This window comes from Pseudomonas sp. TH31 (genome assembly GCF_016650815.1).
Taxonomy (GTDB): domain Bacteria; phylum Pseudomonadota; class Gammaproteobacteria; order Pseudomonadales; family Pseudomonadaceae; genus Aquipseudomonas.
In genome coordinates this window covers 79765-95802 of record NZ_JAEKEZ010000006.1, presented here as the reverse complement: position 1 = coordinate 95802, position 16038 = coordinate 79765, and the positions used below count along the sequence as shown (strand labels likewise).

Below are 16038 nucleotides of genomic sequence, written 5' to 3'. Positions count from 1 at the left end.
CATCAGGCCGTGATGGGTTTCAACTTCACGGCTTGTTGCTTGGCAGTTGCGGAGGCTTGAGTGAATACCGCCGCATTACTGGGTGGTTGGCCTGGTACGTGAGCATGTACAGCAATTTGGGCATTCATCAGGTCCACCAGGTCGATCAAGTCGCACAACACCTGCAGCACGTTGACACCTTCCGAGCCCAACCAGGTCTTGGGAGCAGTCAGCCGCTGACTGACTGCCGCCACGCTCTTACGTAGCCCTTGAATCATTTCCTGCATGTCTCCCCCCACCGTGGCGTTGTACTTTTGCCCCACTACAAGGTTCAAGTCCCGTCCGGTGGCCAGGTGCAGATCGTCCACCGCCGCTAGGCTCGCTGATCCACCCGACAACAGCTTGAGCGCGCCCAGCGCCTCGATCTTCTTGATTCCACCCACTGACTCGGTTGAATGATCGTCGACGCTTCTGGTGTGGTTCTGGAAGCGCTCAGTGTTACCCATGGCTTCCACTTCCCGTTCGATAGCCTTGTCCAGAATCTTGCCGTCAGTCTGGCGTAGCCAGTTACCGTCGGCGTCGACACGTTGTTGGCAGGCTTCGCTGTGTTGCCACACCTGGTCACCTTTCGGCACGCTGGGCATGCTCAGGCCGTGGGGCAGGATCGTTTGGATATAGGGCTTGTGTGGCAGGCCATAGGCAAAACACACCACAACTTGGGTGCCTTCCTCGGGGAAAGCGTAAATGCCCATTTCCTCGCCACCGGTGGGCAGCGGCAACGGCACGCCGGCAAGGACTGGCAGTTTCGGATCTGGCTCGCCGTCCGGTCCCATGATCTCGATGTCGACCGCATAGCGCGGGCGGAAGTCGTCGCAGATCCCGGCGCCGGCCGGGGCATCGGCCACAGCGATAACTCGGGCAAAGCGCGGCAGGTGGTATCCGCCAGTGAGTTCGGGAAATTGTCGTTCTACGCTGCGGCGTATTGCGTCGTCCATCGGATGGCCATCTGGTTGTCGACGAGGGCCACACTGGTGATGCGCTCGCCGTGGTTGATCGTTGCACCTGGTCGCAACCCGGGAAGGGCTGCAATCATCGCGCTTTGGTTGCCCTGGTAGTCGTCGAACAGCTCGACCGGCAGTTGCAGCGGCGAGCGGACGCCAAAGAAGCTATCGGCCCAACTGCCCACGAACACTTCGCCGTCACCCTGTTGTTGCCAGATGAAGTCGGGGATGTTGAAAACCCGGGCTAGGCTGTCCATGGCTTGATAGCCGGCAGCCAGGCTGTAGAAAAATGGCGCCTTCACACCGGCATAGGCTTGCTCCGGCACACGGAAGCGCAACCCGGTGTGCTGCCCGATCTCGACCAGGACGGCACGCAGGTCGACGTGACGCAGGTTCAGCGGCAACGGGTTGGCCAGGATCGCGGCCAGCTCGCGGCAGAACACGACCTGCTGGACGCTGCTGGACGTACTGCAGCGTTCAACGTAGCCGATAAAGTGACGCTGCAGCGTGCTGTCGTTGTAGCCGATATCGAGCGTCACCAGGCCTTTCACCGGGGCCTTGGCCTGAATGGTGAATGAGGCCCGGCCGGGGCTTTTCGTATCCAGTCGGACTTCGTTTTTCACCAGGACGTAGGGGGCGCCGTTAATGGTCAATACCTTGTGTAGTTTCATGGTTTGGCCTCCCCACCCAGCCAGGTATCGACTTTTTTCAGCGTAGCTTCAAACCCGGTCAGTTCCTCCGGCGCGTCGGTGGAGTCGCCACCGGTACCGCCGACTGCCCCACCGGGGCCAGATTGCGCTTTCACTGCGTTACCCGATCGCCGCCCTTCCACTTTTTCAGGGTTAGATAGTTTTTCAGACAGCGTGAACTGGATCAGCCAGCCGCGCAGGTTGTCGTCTTCCCGGGCGCTCACGCCTTCGGTGAACGTCACCTGGCGAATACCGAAGGCCGCCGCCGTGTCGTTGACGATCCGATATGTCTTGAGCTGGCCACCGCCGGCGGTCGCTTCCACCAGGCGCATCAGGTCGCGTAGTTGCACCTGGTCAACAAAAGGAATCATCAGGGTGACGGTCAGGGTCTTGGGCTTAAAGCCCTTGTGGCCCTTGTCGGTGTTGCTGGTTTGGCCTGACAAATCGTCACTTTCAATGCGCAGATTGCCGGTGACCTTGAGGTTCTTACCGCGTACCTCTTGCCCATCGAGTAACAGCGTCATAGGCCCACCAGCTCGCGTACAAAGCTCAGACCTTGTTCAGATCCCACCAGCAGCGCGCCGGCACACAAAACCCACTCATGCCCGGGGCGTCACCTTCCAACAGCGCACGGCGCAGCTCGGTAGCGTTGCCGGGGCCGATCAGGCGCGCGCGCATGCTGCTATCTGGACTTCCGCCGGCAAGTGACGCTTTCAGGTCGGCCAGCACCTGGTCGCGGCTCTTTTGTTGAGCAGCTTTACGCGTGGCCATGGCTGACAGATCCGCCATGGGCGAGCTATCGGCGGCGTAGCTCTCCAGGACGGAAAGCTGGCCGGCCATGGATTGTTGGGCTGCCTTGACCACCGTACAACGCTCCAGGGGCAGCAATTGCCACCGAGGCAAGGCGCCGGCGTTGGGAATCTCCCACTTTTCCGTTTCCAGCTTTGACAGGTGCCGCGCTCGGCGCTCTGCTCGTACCAGGTCGGGCATCGGCAACAAAGCATTGAAGCGCGCCAGGCTCTCGGCCAACTGATCGAACCGAGTGGCCAGGAACATCAGGCATAGGGCGAACTGGGGACCGTCAGGCCGGCCGGTGTCGCTCACGTCCACCAGTTTGCCGGCGAGCTGCTGCAGCAAGTTGGGTGCGGACAGGAAACGCTGGTAGCCACGGCCCTGGCCAATACCGCTTTGGAACGGTGTCACCACCAGGCATGCCGGCGCCTCGCCCATCTGATTGGCAAGCGCGGCACGGCCGGCGGTGATCGCGCCCTGGGCAGCACCTCCTACTGGACCCGGGTTGGTGGAGGTTTTGCCGTTGAGGTCGGCCAGGCGCTTGGCGGTGCTGGCCTGTTCGCTGCTGGCCAGAGTGTGGGCGGCAGACAGTTGTTCCATCCATTGGGTGGCCTGCTCAGGCCAACGCATCGCCACCGGTGGCCAGCTAGTCGTCATTTTGTAGCACCGGTTTTAGCCAGTCAGGGACACTTGGCTGGCCAGACTCTGCTGGATAATCTTTTTCCTTCGGCCACTCGCGAACCGCTTTGCGCCACATCAGTAAGGCGGTGAACTGGTCGGGCGTAATGGGAGGATCTTCGCCCAGGTCGCGTGCGTCTCGGTACTGAGAGACGATGCTTTCAGATTTTTGTAAGTTCATTTCAACCCACAGCCGGGCGAGCATTAAAGGATCTGACTCGACAATGATGTCTTCTGCATACTCCGTAAAATCACCACCCGCCTTCAAGTAAACCCGAACAGCCTTATAAAGCGGCGCGTTGTAACCTTTGGTCACATGACAACGATTGCCCGCGACAGTAACAACATACGTTCCGTCTTTTTTTACGGCTACGTCACTGAAGCTCACTATTACGTTAGCGGTCGCCGGACTTGACGGTTCGCTTGGTGGTGTTGGTGTCTCTTGTGTAGATTTTTCAGTATCAGGTTCTTTGGTCACGGTGCGTATCTCCATGCGAAGCCATATATCGTGGTTCCGCCGCCGAATGAAATTACAGTGCCACCTGGTGCGTGCCCACTCCTTCCTGTCACACCCCTACCATCAGCAAAGTAGTGCATAAGCGAATAGCACCAAGAACCGCCAGCTGGAAGTTGCACTGTTGTGCCGGTTACTCCGACCGGCATAAAATTATTACTGTCGGGCCGGTAAAATGTTTGTTCGCCCCACTGAATGCCCATATCAGTTGAGTCGACCTGAATACGCATCCCCCTCCCTTGTGCGTCCCAGCCGTATCGAATTTTATTTGTTGATTGGTTGCTACCTCCACCTTGCTCAACAGGGGTAAACCCAAGCTGCGGCTGTAGGTAGTAAACTTGCCCATTATCTTTATGACGAAAGTAAGGGGCAGTAGGGTTGCCACTGGCAAACCCAACGTCAGAAACACGATCTCCCACTACCCTGAGCAATAGTTGTTGGTTGGTTTGATCCATGGTGTAGGCATTGGTAATACCATATGCCGCTAGTGAGTTACCCCAATTAGCTTTTTTGTCGGGGTCAAAGTTGCCTGAATACCAAAAATTTCCCAGGTCAGATGAGTCCACGGTTAACTTAAGTCCGCCGTTGCCTGCCCAACCTATCTTGACTGTGTTTGCTAATTGACCGATCCCAGTGCCTTGTTGTATGGGTGTGAAACCCAATCTTGTCTGAAGGTAATGAACTTGCCCATCTGACTCTCGTCGAAAGTAAGGGAGGGTCACGTCATTGCTTGCGAAACCTGCGTACGTGATCCCGTCGCGAATTACCCTGTAATTGATCTGTTGGTTAGTTTGATCAATGGTGTACGCATCAGTTATGCCATAACCCCTAAGCGTGGTTGCTTTATCTGCTTTACTGTCAGGGTTGTAGTTGTTTTCACTCCAGATCCGTCCCAAGTCTAATTCGTCAACAGTAGCCTTTAGACCGGCAGGAGACCAGCCGATATAGACCCTATTGCTGGACTGGCCGATCCCACCGCCTTGTTTCACAAAAGCGTTGTAGGCATCCGTTCTTGTGTACGCATCAGTAATGCCGTAGCCGCCCAGCGTGGTGGGGTTGCTGCCTGCCGTTACCAAACCTTTCACGTTGACGGTGACTTTCGTATACCCCCCAGCGGCGACACCGCTGTCAGCCAGGGTCAGCACGATGTCCGGATCTGCAGTGCCGTCGAAGGTGGCGTTACCGGTTGCCGCGCCGCGAAACCTAAAGGTGCGAGCGGTTACCAACTGCGTGGCCTTGCCGGCGGCCGTGGTGCCATCCACGATCGCCTTGATTGCACTGTTCAGCAGCGTGCGGACCGCATTGACCATTTTGGTGGTGGCCAGCACGTCGCTTTTGTTGCTGTTGGCATCATCGCTAATCGCGTTGGGGATCTGATCGAGGCCAACGTCTTCCTTTTTTGTTCCCCGGGCACGCAAATTCGGATAGTCACCGGTGCGAGCTGCCAGGTGCTTGATCAGCTCACTGGCGATCGGCTCCACGGCACGCAGGTCGGTGATTACGCTTGTGCTGGGCAAGTCCGCAAGCGGCACCAGGTAATGCCTGGCCCCAGCACTGTCGGTGTAGTCCACTTTTCCGTCACCGAACACCACCTGGAACGCCCCGATAACGTCGCTCAGTTCACGTTGCAGGACGACATCCAGCCAGGCCTTGTTCGGGATTGATGGGACTGCGACCGGCTGCGCGCTTTTGCGCTCCAGGCGAATCCCTTCCACATAAGCGATCCCTGGTTTCAGCTGATACGCGCTGCCTACTTTCTCCAGCTCCAACGCACTGCCTTGGAAGCAGGCCCGCCCGTAAACATCGCGGTTGCTCAGGCGTTCGCGCTCATCGATGCCAGCCAGGCGCACAGTGAAGTCATGCTGCCAGGTGCTGGCATCGATCTTGATCCCGGTCAGCGCCTGGGCGCCGTCGAACACCACCAGGAAGTTGCGAGTGACGTTGTTGCCCAGCTGCAGGGGCGGAATGTTCCGGCGCTTTTGCTGCACCGGCAGGTAAGCCACGGCCAGCAGCACGTTTTCGCTGGTTTCGAGACCGATCCAGTTAAAGTCGAAGTCCCCGATATCGCTACCGATCATCAGGCTGTAAACCACCTGGTTCGGGTTCACGAAGCCCTTCTGGGTCACGTCAAAGGTGCCAACGATTTGCGCGATCGCCGGCTTGCCCGTTGCCCGGTCCACCGCTTTGTTGGGGTCAAGCCCGGGCACGTTGGCCAGGACAAAGCGGGTGACGATCAGTGACTGTTGTGCGCCAAGTTTCTGCGCGATCAGGCTTTCACCTGCAAGGGTAATGCTGGCTCCCATGGGGGCTCCTACAGGCTGGCGACCAGCGTTTGCTGATCGTCGTTAAAGTCCACCGCGACGATGCGCAGTGATACGGGGGTGATGGTCACGAAGTCGTAACGCCGACAGGTGCGGCCGTACTGCTGAATCAGCACGCGCATCAGCTCCGGGTTTTGCGACAGCTGGGAGTCGGAGAGGCGCAACAGCACCACGTCCCAGTCACGATCGGGCAAGCGCTCGTTTATCTCGACGTACCCCACGCCCAGGCGCTCCAGGATGCGTTTGAGCCCTGACACGCTGCCCGCGTCGACCGCGTTGATAAAGGCGAACTTGACCCGCAAGCGGTACAGACTTTCAGGCTCGTCCTTGAAGCGGGTGATGTCCCGCTGCCAGGCCAGCAGATCGAGGATGGTCAGGTGGCAGGTGTCCGCATCCATCTGCAGCAATGGCCATTGCAACCAACCCTCGACTGTCTCCCACCACCTTTGGCTGGCAGCTTTGAGCTTGGTCAGTTCGACCCCATCCAACCAGAACGGCAATTTGAGCTTGATCATGACAACACCACCTGCAGGCTTTTAATCCTGGGAATGTTCAGCTCTGACACGATGTCGACGTTATTGAAGTGCAGCGATTCGATGCCGGCGAACTGCTGGTGTAGTTCTTCCCCCAGGCGGCTAAACGAGAATCGCGACTGTGGATAAGTCAGCGTCGGCTGATAGTCGCCGGTGCCGCTTTCGCGGAAGGCTGCACGAATGAACAGAGCTACTTCCGCCTGCAGCTTGGCCCGCTGATCTGCGGTCAACAGCGGACGTGGCCACAGGGTCAGACTCACCGTGTGCTGGGTTTCCGGCATCACCATCACCAACAGATCATCACCGTGGCCATGGTTGCCCTGGTCACGGATATGACTGTTGATTTGCTCCAGGTAAGTCGCCGCCGGCACGTCTGCGTCAAACAGCACATAGGCATTGGCACTGCCTGGGCCCCGGGCGCGCCGTGCAGGAAATACACGCCGTCCGGACGCACGCCAGGGAAGGCGGAAATCATGGCGCGGTATACCGCGTCGGTATGCCATTGGTTGACCGCCGAGAACTGGTTACGCACTCGCAAACGCAGCTGATCGTCTGGCTCAGGATCTGCACCTGGTGCGATCAGCCAGCCATCAGGGTTCACCACCTGGGCAATGCCGGCAATCGGGACCGGGAGAATCGCGTAGTAACCCGGGGCCAGGTTGTAGCCGCTGCCGACTTCCTGCGCCTCTACCGGGACTTCCAACTGCATCAGACCGTCAGCAAAGGTGACCGCCTGGGTAGTGACCAACTGATAGATACGGCCGTTGATCGCTGCAGATTGCACCAGGACGCCGGCGGGTAGGTCCAGCACGCCGCCAGCGACATTCCGCGTAAACAGCAAGACGCCCTTGGCCTTGGTCGCACCTTTACGCCCGGTGTTGACCGCCCAGGCCAGCATGTCCAGCCACTTGTCACGAGCGGTTTTCACAAAGAAGTTGGGCAGCACTGTGTCACTGATAAAGCTGATCAGCCACAACACAGGCTTGGTCACCAGGGCGGTGATCAACCGCCAGAACGGCGAATAGGCGCTGGTGTTGCTTAGCTTGCTGCCCTGGTCGGCTACTTCCTTTTCCCAGGCCTTGCGCAAGCCGTCCTCGGTGGTCGGAATGCCGGCGTCTGCAAGCGCCTGTTTAAAATCCACGTCGCTCACAACGTCACCTCGATGTCACCGAACTTCAGAGTTTTAGCCGTGACCAGGTACTGGCCGGATTGCACCTGGTTAATCAGTGCAGTGCCGGGTACCAGGCGTTCGTCGGCCTCTACCAGCAGTTCCAGTTGCTGGATGCAGTCGCGTTGACGCAACTTGCTGCGTTCGGCTACCAGCGTCACCAGCAAGCCGCTTTCACGGATCATGTGCGCAATGTCCTGGGCGATGCTGGCCCGGTCCTCGATCAGCAACGGCTGACGGGAGGGGTCCAGTACCAGGTCGTTGTCGATGATCAGCAGGTCGATGTACTCGCTCATCCGCCCACCGCCATGGCCATCATGCTTTCCAGTTCCAGCGGGTTCATCGGTTTGCTGGTTTGAATGTTGATGTTCTCCACGTGCGTGCCCTTGTTCTGGGTTTGGTTGTTGTTCTGGATGCTGCTCAACAGGCCGCCCCGGGCACAGCGTCGGGCCGTTTAGGTGACAGGCTGGCCACAGATCCATTGATGCGTTGCTGGCTTTGCTCGGCCTTTTCGGTCGGGTCCGGGGCCGTTACCAGGCGTGGCAGTTGCATGGGTTGCGAGACGGTGAGCTGCGGCCCGATCGGCGCCGGCGTTTTCACTGCTGGCATTGCCACCAGTGCCGGCACCCTGCGCGGCAGTTCCGGGAACGTCATGGGCTGAGCGATCGGCTTTGGTGCTTTCGGTACCGGAGCAGTTACCAGGGCCGGCGGTTGGGCTGGGGGCTGCAAAGCTGCAGGCGTTGGCATGACCGGCGCCGGAACCTTCGGCGCTGCGGCCAACACCAGGGCCGGGGCTTGGGCTGGTGGTTGCAAGGTATTGAGCGTTGGCATAGCCGGTGCTGGTGCCTTGGACGTAGCAGCCAGTACCAGGGGCGGCGCCTGGATCGGCTGCTGGGGGCCGCTGACCAGTTGCGGCAGCAACGGTGCCTCGACACTCGGGGCGGTGATGGTGGGCAAGTCTGGCGCTGCCGGCATGTCGCCAAAAGCCGCGTCGATTTGCACACCGGGGATCTTGTTCAGCATCTCGATCAAGCCATTGATGGCCTGTTTAAAGATGGTGACGATGGCGTCCCATGCGGCGCTTGCCATGCCTGACCAGCCGCCCATCGAACCAAACCAGTCAGACAGTGCTGTCAGTTGGGCACTGACCCACTTGAACGCCTCGGTGTTCATCAGGGCGCTGGTCCACTCGTCCCAGTAGACGATCGCTGCCGCCACGACCGCGACCAAGGCGACAATACCCAGGACGATCCAGGTCACCGGGTTGGCCAGTAAGGCCGTGTTGACCAGCCAGATCGCCCCTTGCCACAGCAGCATCGCGCCTTTAACGAGCCCCATCCACGCGACCATCAGCACCAGGCCCGCGACAAACGCCACGGTCATCACCGTGTGGTAAAGGAACATGGCGATACTGCGAAGGCCGACCATTGTTAGAACTTTCCACACGGTGACCAGGCCCAGCCAGACCATTTTCGACACGCCCACCGTCAGTGTGAGCAACGACAGCGCCGCCACAATGCCGAACACCGTCAACATGGTGATGCTGATCACGCGGGTGATGTTCGGGAATAGCTGGGACCAGCGCGTCAAGGTGGTGGCCACGCCCGTCAGCTTGGCCATGAGTGGTTGCAGGATCGGCATTAGGGATTGACCAAACGCGATGCGCAGCGCCTGCACAGCGGAGGCGAACTGTTGCCACGGGTCAACCATGTCCATGGCCATCTTCTTGGCGTTTTCCAGTCCGCGCACGTTACCCAACTGGTCCATGCCGTTCTTCAAGCGATCGGTATCGCCCAGCAAAGTGGTGATCAGCCGCGCCGCTTCACCGCCGAAGGCATCGCGCAGCTGCTTGCCGTTGGCCTCAATCGACAGATCGCCAAACTTGCCCTTGAGCTTGTCCAGGATGGCCATCATGGGCAACAACTTGCCCTGCTGGTCGACAAAGGACATACCGAGTTTTTCTGATGCCCCGCTGACGTTCTCGAAAAACGACTTGTACAGGCCGCCAGCCTCGCCGCCGTCCATGGTGCTGCCCAGTGTGCCCAGGACAGCCATTTGTTCCGCCAGGCTCACACCTGCAGTGCTGGCCAGGCCGCCGGCGGCCTTGAAGGCTTCCCCGATCTGCTCGCCACTGGTGCGAAACAGCTGGACGGCCGTGGCTGTCTGGCCCGCCAAGGTTTCCACCCATTGGCCTTTCCCCATGGCGTCGGCCTGGCCTTTGAACAGGTTGTACATCGTGCCGACGTAGGTGCCCATGGTGTCCGCATCGGACTTGGTGGCCTTGGCCAAGAGGTTACTGGCATTGGTGAAGGTAGCCAGCTGATTGCCAACCAGCCCCTTTATAGCCCCTTCAATGTGATACGCCGAGGCCACAAAGTCCCTGGCGTTCTCGCCGTAAGCAACCGAGAACGCCAGGGACTTGCGATTCAGCGCGTTCAACGCATCTTCTGCCACGTTCAACGAACGGACTTCGCCCAGGGCGCGATTCATCTCCAGCGCGGGTTCCAGGGCGCCGGAAATGGCCATACCAGCGCCCACCAACCCGCCCAGGCCGATGCCCATCTGGGTGATGTTCTTCTGGCTCTGTTCAGCCAGGTCAGAAAAGCCCATTTTCACCTTGCCCAACGGGGCGGTGACCTTATCGGTCAGGCTCAAAATGAAGGCCAGGCGGGCGCTGCGGTCTGCCATGGGTGTTTATCCGTTCAGTGCGTGGGCGATGCCGTTAGCAATGGCGATTTCCATCCGTCGCCAGTGTTCGTCCTCCAGCCACTTGGCCGTGCCCATCACCTCGGAGGTGGGCTCTGCACCTGGTAGCCAGCGATTGGCCAGGGCTACCAGTTGGCCAAGTCCGTTTTCCGTCAGTCGTTCGGCGTGGTCGAGGGCTTTTTTACGGTGATTTCAACGTCCGGGCCGTACTCTTCCAGGAGTGCACCGGCCAGTTGCATGACCAACACCGGATTGCCCAACAAAGACTTGAGGGTGGCGCGCTCTTCTTGCTTAACGGTGCTCACCAACAGGTTGTTCGCCGGCGCCACTTTGTTGTTCTGGTTCACGGCGTTGAAGTACTTGGTGACGTCCTGCGGGGTCAGCTCAAAGGTGAATTCCTTTTCGCCTACTTCCAGGGTGATATCGCGTTTATCGGTCATGGGGTGTTGCTCCGTTCATGGGTTGAAAGTGGGGTGATTCAGCGCAGGCAAATCCGGCGCACATGGTCTTGAAGGCCCAGGATCATTTGCTTACTGAGGGCAAGCTGATCTCTGAGGGTGAAATAATCCGATCGAGCGTCTGCTGCGAGTTCGGCGGGTCCAGCATCAGCCAGGCCGCCGGCGCTGGCCTTGACGGAGGTGGGGGCGCTGCAGGTGGCTTTGACTGGCAACCGCTTAACGCCGTCGTCAACATCGCGGCGCAAGCCACGGTTTTTGGTGAGGTCATGGTTCAGTTCCTGGGTGCGTTGAAGGTCGATAGCGTCACGGTCGGCCAACATCTGGCCGCTGATGCGGGCCGCTTCACGTAGGCCGTTCACTTCAAGCTGGGCGCTGTCGCGCTCTGCACGGGCGATGTCGCGTTGGCCAACCAGGATGTCGAAACCGATCCAGGCAACCAGACACACCAACACCGGAAACAAGGCGTCACGCAGCATCACAAACCCACCTCGCATAATTCGCGCTCGGCCGCTCGGCGCTTGACCAGACCGGCCAGGCGTTTGCCGCCGGCATAGATCCAGCGGCTCAGCTCGGCACAGGCGCCCAGGGCGTTGCCGGCATTCAACTTGCGCAGCAGCGTGGAGCGGGCGAACTGGCTTTCCCCGATGTTGTAAACAAAGGAACCAAGGGCGGCGCGGCGGGTTTCGGGTAACGGGACGCGTACCTGTCGATCCACCGCCGCCAGGGCGATACTCAGTTCCCGTTCCAGCAACTTGTCGCACTGGGCAGGCGTGGCCACGTTGCCCAGGGACACGCCCAGGGTGATGCCGTCGCAGATGGTCGGGATGCCCACCGGGTCCGCGTAGGCGACCAGGGAGCGACCTTCAAACCAGGTCACCAGGGCGCCGGTCATGCCCAGGCTGCCAGTCAGTGCGCCGATGGCGATCTTCTGGCGCAGATTCATGGCAGCAGCACCCGCAATAGCACCGGGCCGAACATCTGCAAAATGGCCCACAGCGTGCTGGCGACGGCAAGCGCCCAGGTGATCTTGTTGCCTATGCCGGATACCACACTGGTCAGCTTCTGTTGGCCCTTGTTGAGTTCCGACAGCTGGCCAGACATGTGTTCAAACTGTTGTTCCAGTTTGGTGACCCGGATCGGCACCGACTCATGCCGGTTTTCCATGTGGGTCAGGCGGTGTTGTATGACTGCCATGCTTTGCTCCAAGCCGGCCAGACGGCCGGACTCTGAACGTGCGTCACTGCGGTTTGGCCGTAGACTGTTGGTCATCGGCGGTTTCCTTTCTCGAAAGTGGTCTCGCACGGTGTACAGCGGACAATCCCGCCGTGGGCCTGTCGCATTGCTGGGATCGCGCTATCACAGTCAAGGCAATGGCTGCGGCTCGGCCCCGAGGGGCGTGGGCGGGCGCGCAGGGCCTGAATCGACCGCTCGCGCTCCTGCTCTTCGATCGCCTTGGCGTCGTCAAGCCAATCGCCCATCAGCTAATGCCCTCAATCTCAGAGGCATCCAGGTACGGCACGCCGTTGATACGGATAAAGTCCGGACTGGTGACTTCAAACGGCACCTTGTGCTTGGTCTTCTCGCCGCCCTTGGGGTCGATGGCCAGAAGGCTGGAGACCTTCAATTTGCAGCCGAAGGCCTCAATGCGCAGTTCCTCGTCGCCAGCCTTGGCAAAGAACACAACGTCGAAGGCTTCCAGCTTGCGAAAGCTGCCGGCGCTGCGGGCCGCTTCGATCAACAGATTGAAGTTGGTGGAGTCCAGCTCCAGGTCGCCAGCGGCCGCCACGTCGCCGTCGACGTAGCCGTCAGGTACGCCCCGGGTCTGTGCGGTTTTGCTGTTGTCGGTGATGTCCAGGGTGCAGTTTTCAACGTGTACCTGCAGATCACCCAGGTTCACGTCAAAGTTCTTGCCGCCAATACGTGACATGGGGGGTTACTCCGAATCGTCGTTGGAAAGGTCCAGGGCGATGTTCGCCGTGAGGTCTTTCGGGCAGTTGTGGGGCTTGAGCTTTATGTACGCCTCGACGGCGGTTTTGCTCTTCCAGGTCAGCACGATGTCGCCGTCTTTCGGCGATTCGATCTCGCCCGGGAACACCTGGCCGGCGAACTTCACCGACTTGGCCATCTGACGCAGCGGGGCCATCAGCGCGTTGACGTTCACGGCCATGCTGTTGGGGGTGCTGTTCAAGCGGCGATCGGCCACACGGCGGATCAGCAGGGGACGTACCAGGCGTGCAGCTTTGTCCGCCAGGCGCAGGTATTCGATTACCTGGTAGTCGCTCGCGGGGGTGTCCAGCATGTTGCCGTCGCCCCAGTACACGCCCGGTAGTCGGGGTAGGTCTGCGAGACGGAAAAGCGCGCTTTATCCAGTTCGGCGCGGATCGAGGACGGCAGCGGGATACTGTCCTTGTCCACCGGCACGCTGCCCAGGCCCAGGACGGCACCGGTGGCCACACGCATGGGGCTGTCTGCGATGCTCACGGCAGCGTTTGCCAGGCGACCGGCCAACACGCCCAGGTCATTGCCGTGGAGCTGCGGAACCACCAGCACTCGGGGAGCGGCCAGGCCGTCGGTGATTGCCTTCTGCTCCACCAGATATTCCGACCAGGATTGCAGCTGCGTAATGCCAGCGGTTGCGGCCGTGACGAAGATGCGGCGCCCGTAGACGTTGTTTACCGAAATGGCCGCGTCGTGCATGGCGGCCAGCTCGTCGCCTTTGGTCACGGGCTGGGTGATAACTGCCGCCTCGACGGAGAAGCCCTGTTGCTGGCAGGCCTCCAGCGCCGTGCGCCAGTCACTATCGGCGAGGATCGGCGCCGCCAGACACGCCCACCGGTCACCGCCGTTCAAGCGTGCTGCAGTGATCTGGGTTTTCAGGTCACTGGCACCAACGCCCAGGGCGGCATCCAGATCGCTGTCAGTGTTGAGCGGGATCAGTTTGCCGATGTTTTTTGGGCTGGTTTTCGGACCAGGACCAATGAACAGGAAATAGCGTTCGATCTCAGTGACGGCGCCTTGGCCCAGATTGAGATTGTTAACGCTGACTTTGCCAAGTGCCATGTTGTGCCTCGTTAGCGGGGTGAATTAAGGATTTGTTGAAAGACCTGGTTAACCAGCTCGCGGGTTTCGTTACCGGTCTCTACGCCGAGGAACTGACGTTTTGGCAGGGGGATGTCCCAGCTTTGCGCGCCTGCGGACTCGATTCGTTCGTCGTTCAAAATACGGATCAGCAAACCGGCTTTGGCGTAGTTCACGTGTTCTTGAATCCACGCGACTGACGGCCTGGTCAGACTCTTTTTGCCCTTCTGCCGGGTGCGGAATCCCAGCCGGCGCAGGCGCTTGGCTTGTTTGTCGGTGCAGGCGATACCCGGCGGGACTTTGTTCCAGCGCCTCATCTGTGCAGCGGTACGCCGCTCGCTGACGCCGTTGTGCTGTTGGGAGGCAACCCAGCGGGTCAGGGCGTTTTTCCAGCCCAGCTCCGCTTCATCCGAACTGACGCGGGTGACCTGCAGCAGCTTGGCCAGGCCGGCTTCCATCTTCTTTTTGCCCTTGACCGGTGTCTTACGCGGGGCGAATGGCGAGCCGTCGACGTTTGTCTGCTCGCGCACCCGCTTGCGGCTCATGGTCCGAACGCGCTTGGTGACGTTATTCAGCAGTCGCCGGCGTAACTGGGGCGAAAGTTCAAGCAACGCCAGTTGGGCGTCGACGTTGAGCAGTCCCCTGACATCGAGGTCGAGCGGACTAGCGGCCACTGCTGGTCACCTCGCCATGTTCAGCGGTCCACAGATCGAACGGCACGAACGCCCAGGTCTTGCCGAACGCCTCGATCTCACCGTCTGGATCTTCGGCCAGGTACTGCGGCTCGTTGAATTCCAGGGTGATATCTACGTCGGCCAGATCGTTGTCGAGCATGGCGATATCGAATTGCGGTGCCGGGAGTTCGTCGCGGTCCTGGTCATTGGTTTCAAGCCAGCTACCCACCAGCGCCATGAGGCGCCCCGGGTGATCGGCGAAACGCTCCAGGGCGATCGTGGCGCTGTAGCGCATATCACCCATGCGCAAGCCGCCGACATCGGGTTTCCAGATCAGTTGCAGATTGACTTGGTTGGTCCAGCTGTCGAGCTGCTCAGATTCGACCAGGCGGCGTTCGACCAGGTACGTGGTGAGGGCGCGGAGCTTGATCACGACAGGAACTCCCCAAGCATGTTCATGCGGAATTGTTCGGCAGACATGGTTGGGCGGTGATCGCAGATGAACTCCCACAGGAAAGCGGGCAGTAAGTGACGTTCATGGCGATTGCCATTAGCCTTTATCAAGGCCATGAGGATGTCACCGGGAGCCGGCGCCCCTGCTTGCCGAAGACGAGCGGCGGTCGTTGCGTAATGGGCGCCTTCACGAATGACCGTTGAGGTCAGGCGGTCGAACTCGTCGTAAAGCCAGATGGCTTTTGCCACGTCGACACCGTCAGGCACCGGTTGGCCGTCCTCCAAAACGGTGACTCTGGGCATGTTTTTGCGTAGGCCCGGTGCCAGGTTGGGGATACAGACGTAAATGACGGTCTGCCCATTGGCGGAAAGGTCATTGGCTAGCGCGCAAAGGCGAGTGGTTTTCCCCGTCATCCGTGGAGAGATTTCTAGGTACGCGATTTTCACGGGCTTGCTCATAGCAACACCGCCGTAATGCGGCCACGGCCTTGCAAGGCGCGGACGGCTTGCTGGCTGAACTCCAGAAAGGTTTCGCGGCGCTCTGGGGCTTCCTTGCCGGTGTTTTCAGCACTTTCCCTGCGGGTGACGGTGGCGAACTGGGGCAGCGAATTGGCCTTGGTGCGGCCATACACGGCGCGTTTGTACAGCGTCACCTTGAAGGCACGCTCAGGCAGCAGCGTCGAATCTGCGTTCTCTACGTTGGTGATGCCAGCGGCCTGCCACTTGGCTTTGCACTTGGCCAGATCACGATTGACCTCAATCATGGCCAGGGTTATGTCAGCGCTCAGCAACTCCACCAGGTACTCCGCCGGCAGGCGATATTCCTTCTGGAATTCAGACAGAGAGAGGTCCGGCCAAAAGCCGTCGTTCTCAATCTGGCGTTCCACAAAGGTGGTGGGGCGACCTGAAAAGCTCATTGCTGGGCACTCGAATAGGGCGGGGAGACTGTTTGCAGTGGGGCGGGCCATAAATGGTCGACTCACTTCCACAGTTC

19 protein-coding genes and 3 pseudogenes are annotated in these 16038 nt (G+C 59.8%); all 22 read right to left on the bottom strand.

From position 1 onward, the window contains the following. Positions 1–2: 2 nt before the first annotated feature. Positions 3–974 (bottom strand): hypothetical protein, encoded by a 972-nt coding sequence (locus JFV26_RS03570; protein ID WP_201189774.1) that lies wholly within the window; start codon positions 972–974, stop codon positions 3–5. Next, on the bottom strand, positions 947–1651 hold the full coding sequence (locus JFV26_RS03565; RefSeq protein ID WP_201189772.1) for a hypothetical protein: 705 nt from the start codon (positions 1649–1651) through the stop codon (positions 947–949). The genes JFV26_RS03570 and JFV26_RS03565 overlap by 28 nt, the downstream gene beginning before the upstream one ends. Next, positions 1648–2193 carry a baseplate complex protein gene (locus JFV26_RS03560; RefSeq protein WP_201189770.1) on the bottom strand — a complete coding sequence of 182 codons (546 nt, stop codon included), beginning with the start codon at positions 2191–2193 and terminating at the stop codon, positions 1648–1650. Before JFV26_RS03560 ends, JFV26_RS03565 begins: the two co-directional genes overlap by 4 nt. Beyond that, positions 2190–3118: pseudogene (locus JFV26_RS03555) on the bottom strand (hypothetical protein). The gene JFV26_RS03560 and the pseudogene JFV26_RS03555 overlap by 4 nt, the downstream one beginning before the upstream one ends. Next, positions 3108–3617 (bottom strand): hypothetical protein, encoded by a 510-nt coding sequence (locus JFV26_RS03550; protein ID WP_207203837.1) that lies wholly within the window; start codon positions 3615–3617, stop codon positions 3108–3110. Before JFV26_RS03550 ends, JFV26_RS03555 begins: the two are co-directional and overlap by 11 nt. Beyond that, positions 3614–5956, bottom strand: a complete 2343-nt coding sequence (locus JFV26_RS03545) for a phage tail-collar fiber domain-containing protein (RefSeq protein ID WP_201189768.1) — start codon at positions 5954–5956, stop codon at positions 3614–3616. Before JFV26_RS03545 ends, JFV26_RS03550 begins: the two co-directional genes overlap by 4 nt. A gap of 8 nt (positions 5957–5964) precedes the next feature. Beyond that, positions 5965–6489 carry a phage tail protein gene (locus JFV26_RS03540; protein ID WP_201189767.1) on the bottom strand — a complete coding sequence of 175 codons (525 nt, stop codon included), beginning with the start codon at positions 6487–6489 and terminating at the stop codon, positions 5965–5967. Then, positions 6486–7657: pseudogene (locus JFV26_RS03535) on the bottom strand (baseplate J/gp47 family protein). The gene JFV26_RS03540 and the pseudogene JFV26_RS03535 overlap by 4 nt, the downstream one beginning before the upstream one ends. Further along, positions 7654–7971 carry a DUF2590 family protein gene (locus tag JFV26_RS03530; protein ID WP_201189765.1) on the bottom strand — a complete coding sequence of 106 codons (318 nt, stop codon included), beginning with the start codon at positions 7969–7971 and terminating at the stop codon, positions 7654–7656. The pseudogene JFV26_RS03535 and the gene JFV26_RS03530 overlap by 4 nt, the downstream one beginning before the upstream one ends. Continuing rightward, positions 7968–8099 carry a hypothetical protein gene (locus JFV26_RS34080; protein ID WP_274610321.1) on the bottom strand — a complete coding sequence of 44 codons (132 nt, stop codon included), beginning with the start codon at positions 8097–8099 and terminating at the stop codon, positions 7968–7970. Before JFV26_RS34080 ends, JFV26_RS03530 begins: the two co-directional genes overlap by 4 nt. Then, positions 8096–10363 (bottom strand): phage tail tape measure protein, encoded by a 2268-nt coding sequence (locus JFV26_RS03525; protein WP_242487734.1) that lies wholly within the window; start codon positions 10361–10363, stop codon positions 8096–8098. Before JFV26_RS03525 ends, JFV26_RS34080 begins: the two co-directional genes overlap by 4 nt. A gap of 6 nt (positions 10364–10369) precedes the next feature. Continuing rightward, positions 10370–10513 carry a DUF6890 family protein gene (locus JFV26_RS34675; protein ID WP_446739899.1) on the bottom strand — a complete coding sequence of 48 codons (144 nt, stop codon included), beginning with the start codon at positions 10511–10513 and terminating at the stop codon, positions 10370–10372. Positions 10514–10533: 20 nt separating this feature from the next. Further along, on the bottom strand, positions 10534–10821 hold the full coding sequence (locus JFV26_RS03520) for a putative phage tail assembly chaperone (protein WP_201189763.1): 288 nt from the start codon (positions 10819–10821) through the stop codon (positions 10534–10536). Between the two features lie 38 nt (positions 10822–10859). Continuing rightward, a complete protein-coding gene (locus JFV26_RS03515) occupies positions 10860–11315 on the bottom strand; it encodes a lysis system i-spanin subunit Rz (RefSeq protein ID WP_201189761.1) in 456 nt (151 codons plus the stop codon). Next, the gene (locus JFV26_RS03510; RefSeq protein WP_201189759.1) at positions 11315–11782 is read right to left on the bottom strand and encodes a lysozyme; all 468 of its coding nucleotides are present in this window, start codon (positions 11780–11782) and stop codon (positions 11315–11317) included. Before JFV26_RS03510 ends, JFV26_RS03515 begins: the two co-directional genes overlap by 1 nt. Further along, positions 11779–12108, bottom strand: coding sequence for a hypothetical protein (locus tag JFV26_RS03505; protein ID WP_242487733.1), 330 nt, complete (start codon positions 12106–12108; stop codon positions 11779–11781). The genes JFV26_RS03510 and JFV26_RS03505 overlap by 4 nt, the downstream gene beginning before the upstream one ends. 208 nt (positions 12109–12316) lie before the next feature. Beyond that, positions 12317–12766 carry a phage protein gene (locus JFV26_RS03500; protein WP_179447828.1) on the bottom strand — a complete coding sequence of 150 codons (450 nt, stop codon included), beginning with the start codon at positions 12764–12766 and terminating at the stop codon, positions 12317–12319. Positions 12767–12772: 6 nt separating this feature from the next. Next, a pseudogene (locus JFV26_RS03495) lies at positions 12773–13899 on the bottom strand (DUF2586 domain-containing protein). Positions 13900–13910: 11 nt separating this feature from the next. Then, positions 13911–14591, bottom strand: a complete 681-nt coding sequence (locus JFV26_RS03490) for a phage virion morphogenesis protein (protein WP_201189757.1) — start codon at positions 14589–14591, stop codon at positions 13911–13913. After that, positions 14581–15024 (bottom strand): phage tail protein, encoded by a 444-nt coding sequence (locus tag JFV26_RS03485; protein WP_201189755.1) that lies wholly within the window; start codon positions 15022–15024, stop codon positions 14581–14583. Before JFV26_RS03485 ends, JFV26_RS03490 begins: the two co-directional genes overlap by 11 nt. Then, the gene (locus JFV26_RS03480) at positions 15021–15503 is read right to left on the bottom strand and encodes a hypothetical protein (protein ID WP_201189753.1); all 483 of its coding nucleotides are present in this window, start codon (positions 15501–15503) and stop codon (positions 15021–15023) included. The genes JFV26_RS03485 and JFV26_RS03480 overlap by 4 nt, the downstream gene beginning before the upstream one ends. Continuing rightward, positions 15500–15961: a head completion/stabilization protein gene (locus tag JFV26_RS03475; protein WP_201189751.1), complete on the bottom strand. Its 462-nt coding sequence runs from the start codon at positions 15959–15961 to the stop codon at positions 15500–15502. The genes JFV26_RS03480 and JFV26_RS03475 overlap by 4 nt, the downstream gene beginning before the upstream one ends. Between the last annotated feature and the right edge of the window lie 77 nt (positions 15962–16038).

What these genes read in the sequence shown, in the direction of transcription:
- JFV26_RS03570 (WP_201189774.1), bottom strand. Translation starts at nt 974, where the DNA reads ATGGACGACGCAATACGCCGCAGCGTAGAACGACAATTTCCCGAACTC.
- JFV26_RS03565 (WP_201189772.1), bottom strand. Translation starts at nt 1,651, where the DNA reads ATGAAACTACACAAGGTATTGACCATTAACGGCGCCCCCTACGTCCTG.
- JFV26_RS03560 (WP_201189770.1), bottom strand. Translation starts at nt 2,193, where the DNA reads ATGACGCTGTTACTCGATGGGCAAGAGGTACGCGGTAAGAACCTCAAG.
- JFV26_RS03545 (WP_201189768.1), bottom strand. Translation starts at nt 5,956, where the DNA reads ATGGGAGCCAGCATTACCCTTGCAGGTGAAAGCCTGATCGCGCAGAAA.
- JFV26_RS03540 (WP_201189767.1), bottom strand. Translation starts at nt 6,489, where the DNA reads ATGATCAAGCTCAAATTGCCGTTCTGGTTGGATGGGGTCGAACTGACC.
- JFV26_RS03530 (WP_201189765.1), bottom strand. Translation starts at nt 7,971, where the DNA reads ATGAGCGAGTACATCGACCTGCTGATCATCGACAACGACCTGGTACTG.
- JFV26_RS03525 (WP_242487734.1), bottom strand. Translation starts at nt 10,363, where the DNA reads ATGGCAGACCGCAGCGCCCGCCTGGCCTTCATTTTGAGCCTGACCGAT.
- JFV26_RS03520 (WP_201189763.1), bottom strand. Translation starts at nt 10,821, where the DNA reads ATGACCGATAAACGCGATATCACCCTGGAAGTAGGCGAAAAGGAATTC.
- JFV26_RS03515 (WP_201189761.1), bottom strand. Translation starts at nt 11,315, where the DNA reads ATGCTGCGTGACGCCTTGTTTCCGGTGTTGGTGTGTCTGGTTGCCTGG.
- JFV26_RS03510 (WP_201189759.1), bottom strand. Translation starts at nt 11,782, where the DNA reads ATGAATCTGCGCCAGAAGATCGCCATCGGCGCACTGACTGGCAGCCTG.
- JFV26_RS03505 (WP_242487733.1), bottom strand. Translation starts at nt 12,108, where the DNA reads ATGACCAACAGTCTACGGCCAAACCGCAGTGACGCACGTTCAGAGTCC.
- JFV26_RS03500 (WP_179447828.1), bottom strand. Translation starts at nt 12,766, where the DNA reads ATGTCACGTATTGGCGGCAAGAACTTTGACGTGAACCTGGGTGATCTG.
- JFV26_RS03480 (WP_201189753.1), bottom strand. Translation starts at nt 15,503, where the DNA reads ATGAGCAAGCCCGTGAAAATCGCGTACCTAGAAATCTCTCCACGGATG.
- JFV26_RS03475 (WP_201189751.1), bottom strand. Translation starts at nt 15,961, where the DNA reads ATGAGCTTTTCAGGTCGCCCCACCACCTTTGTGGAACGCCAGATTGAG.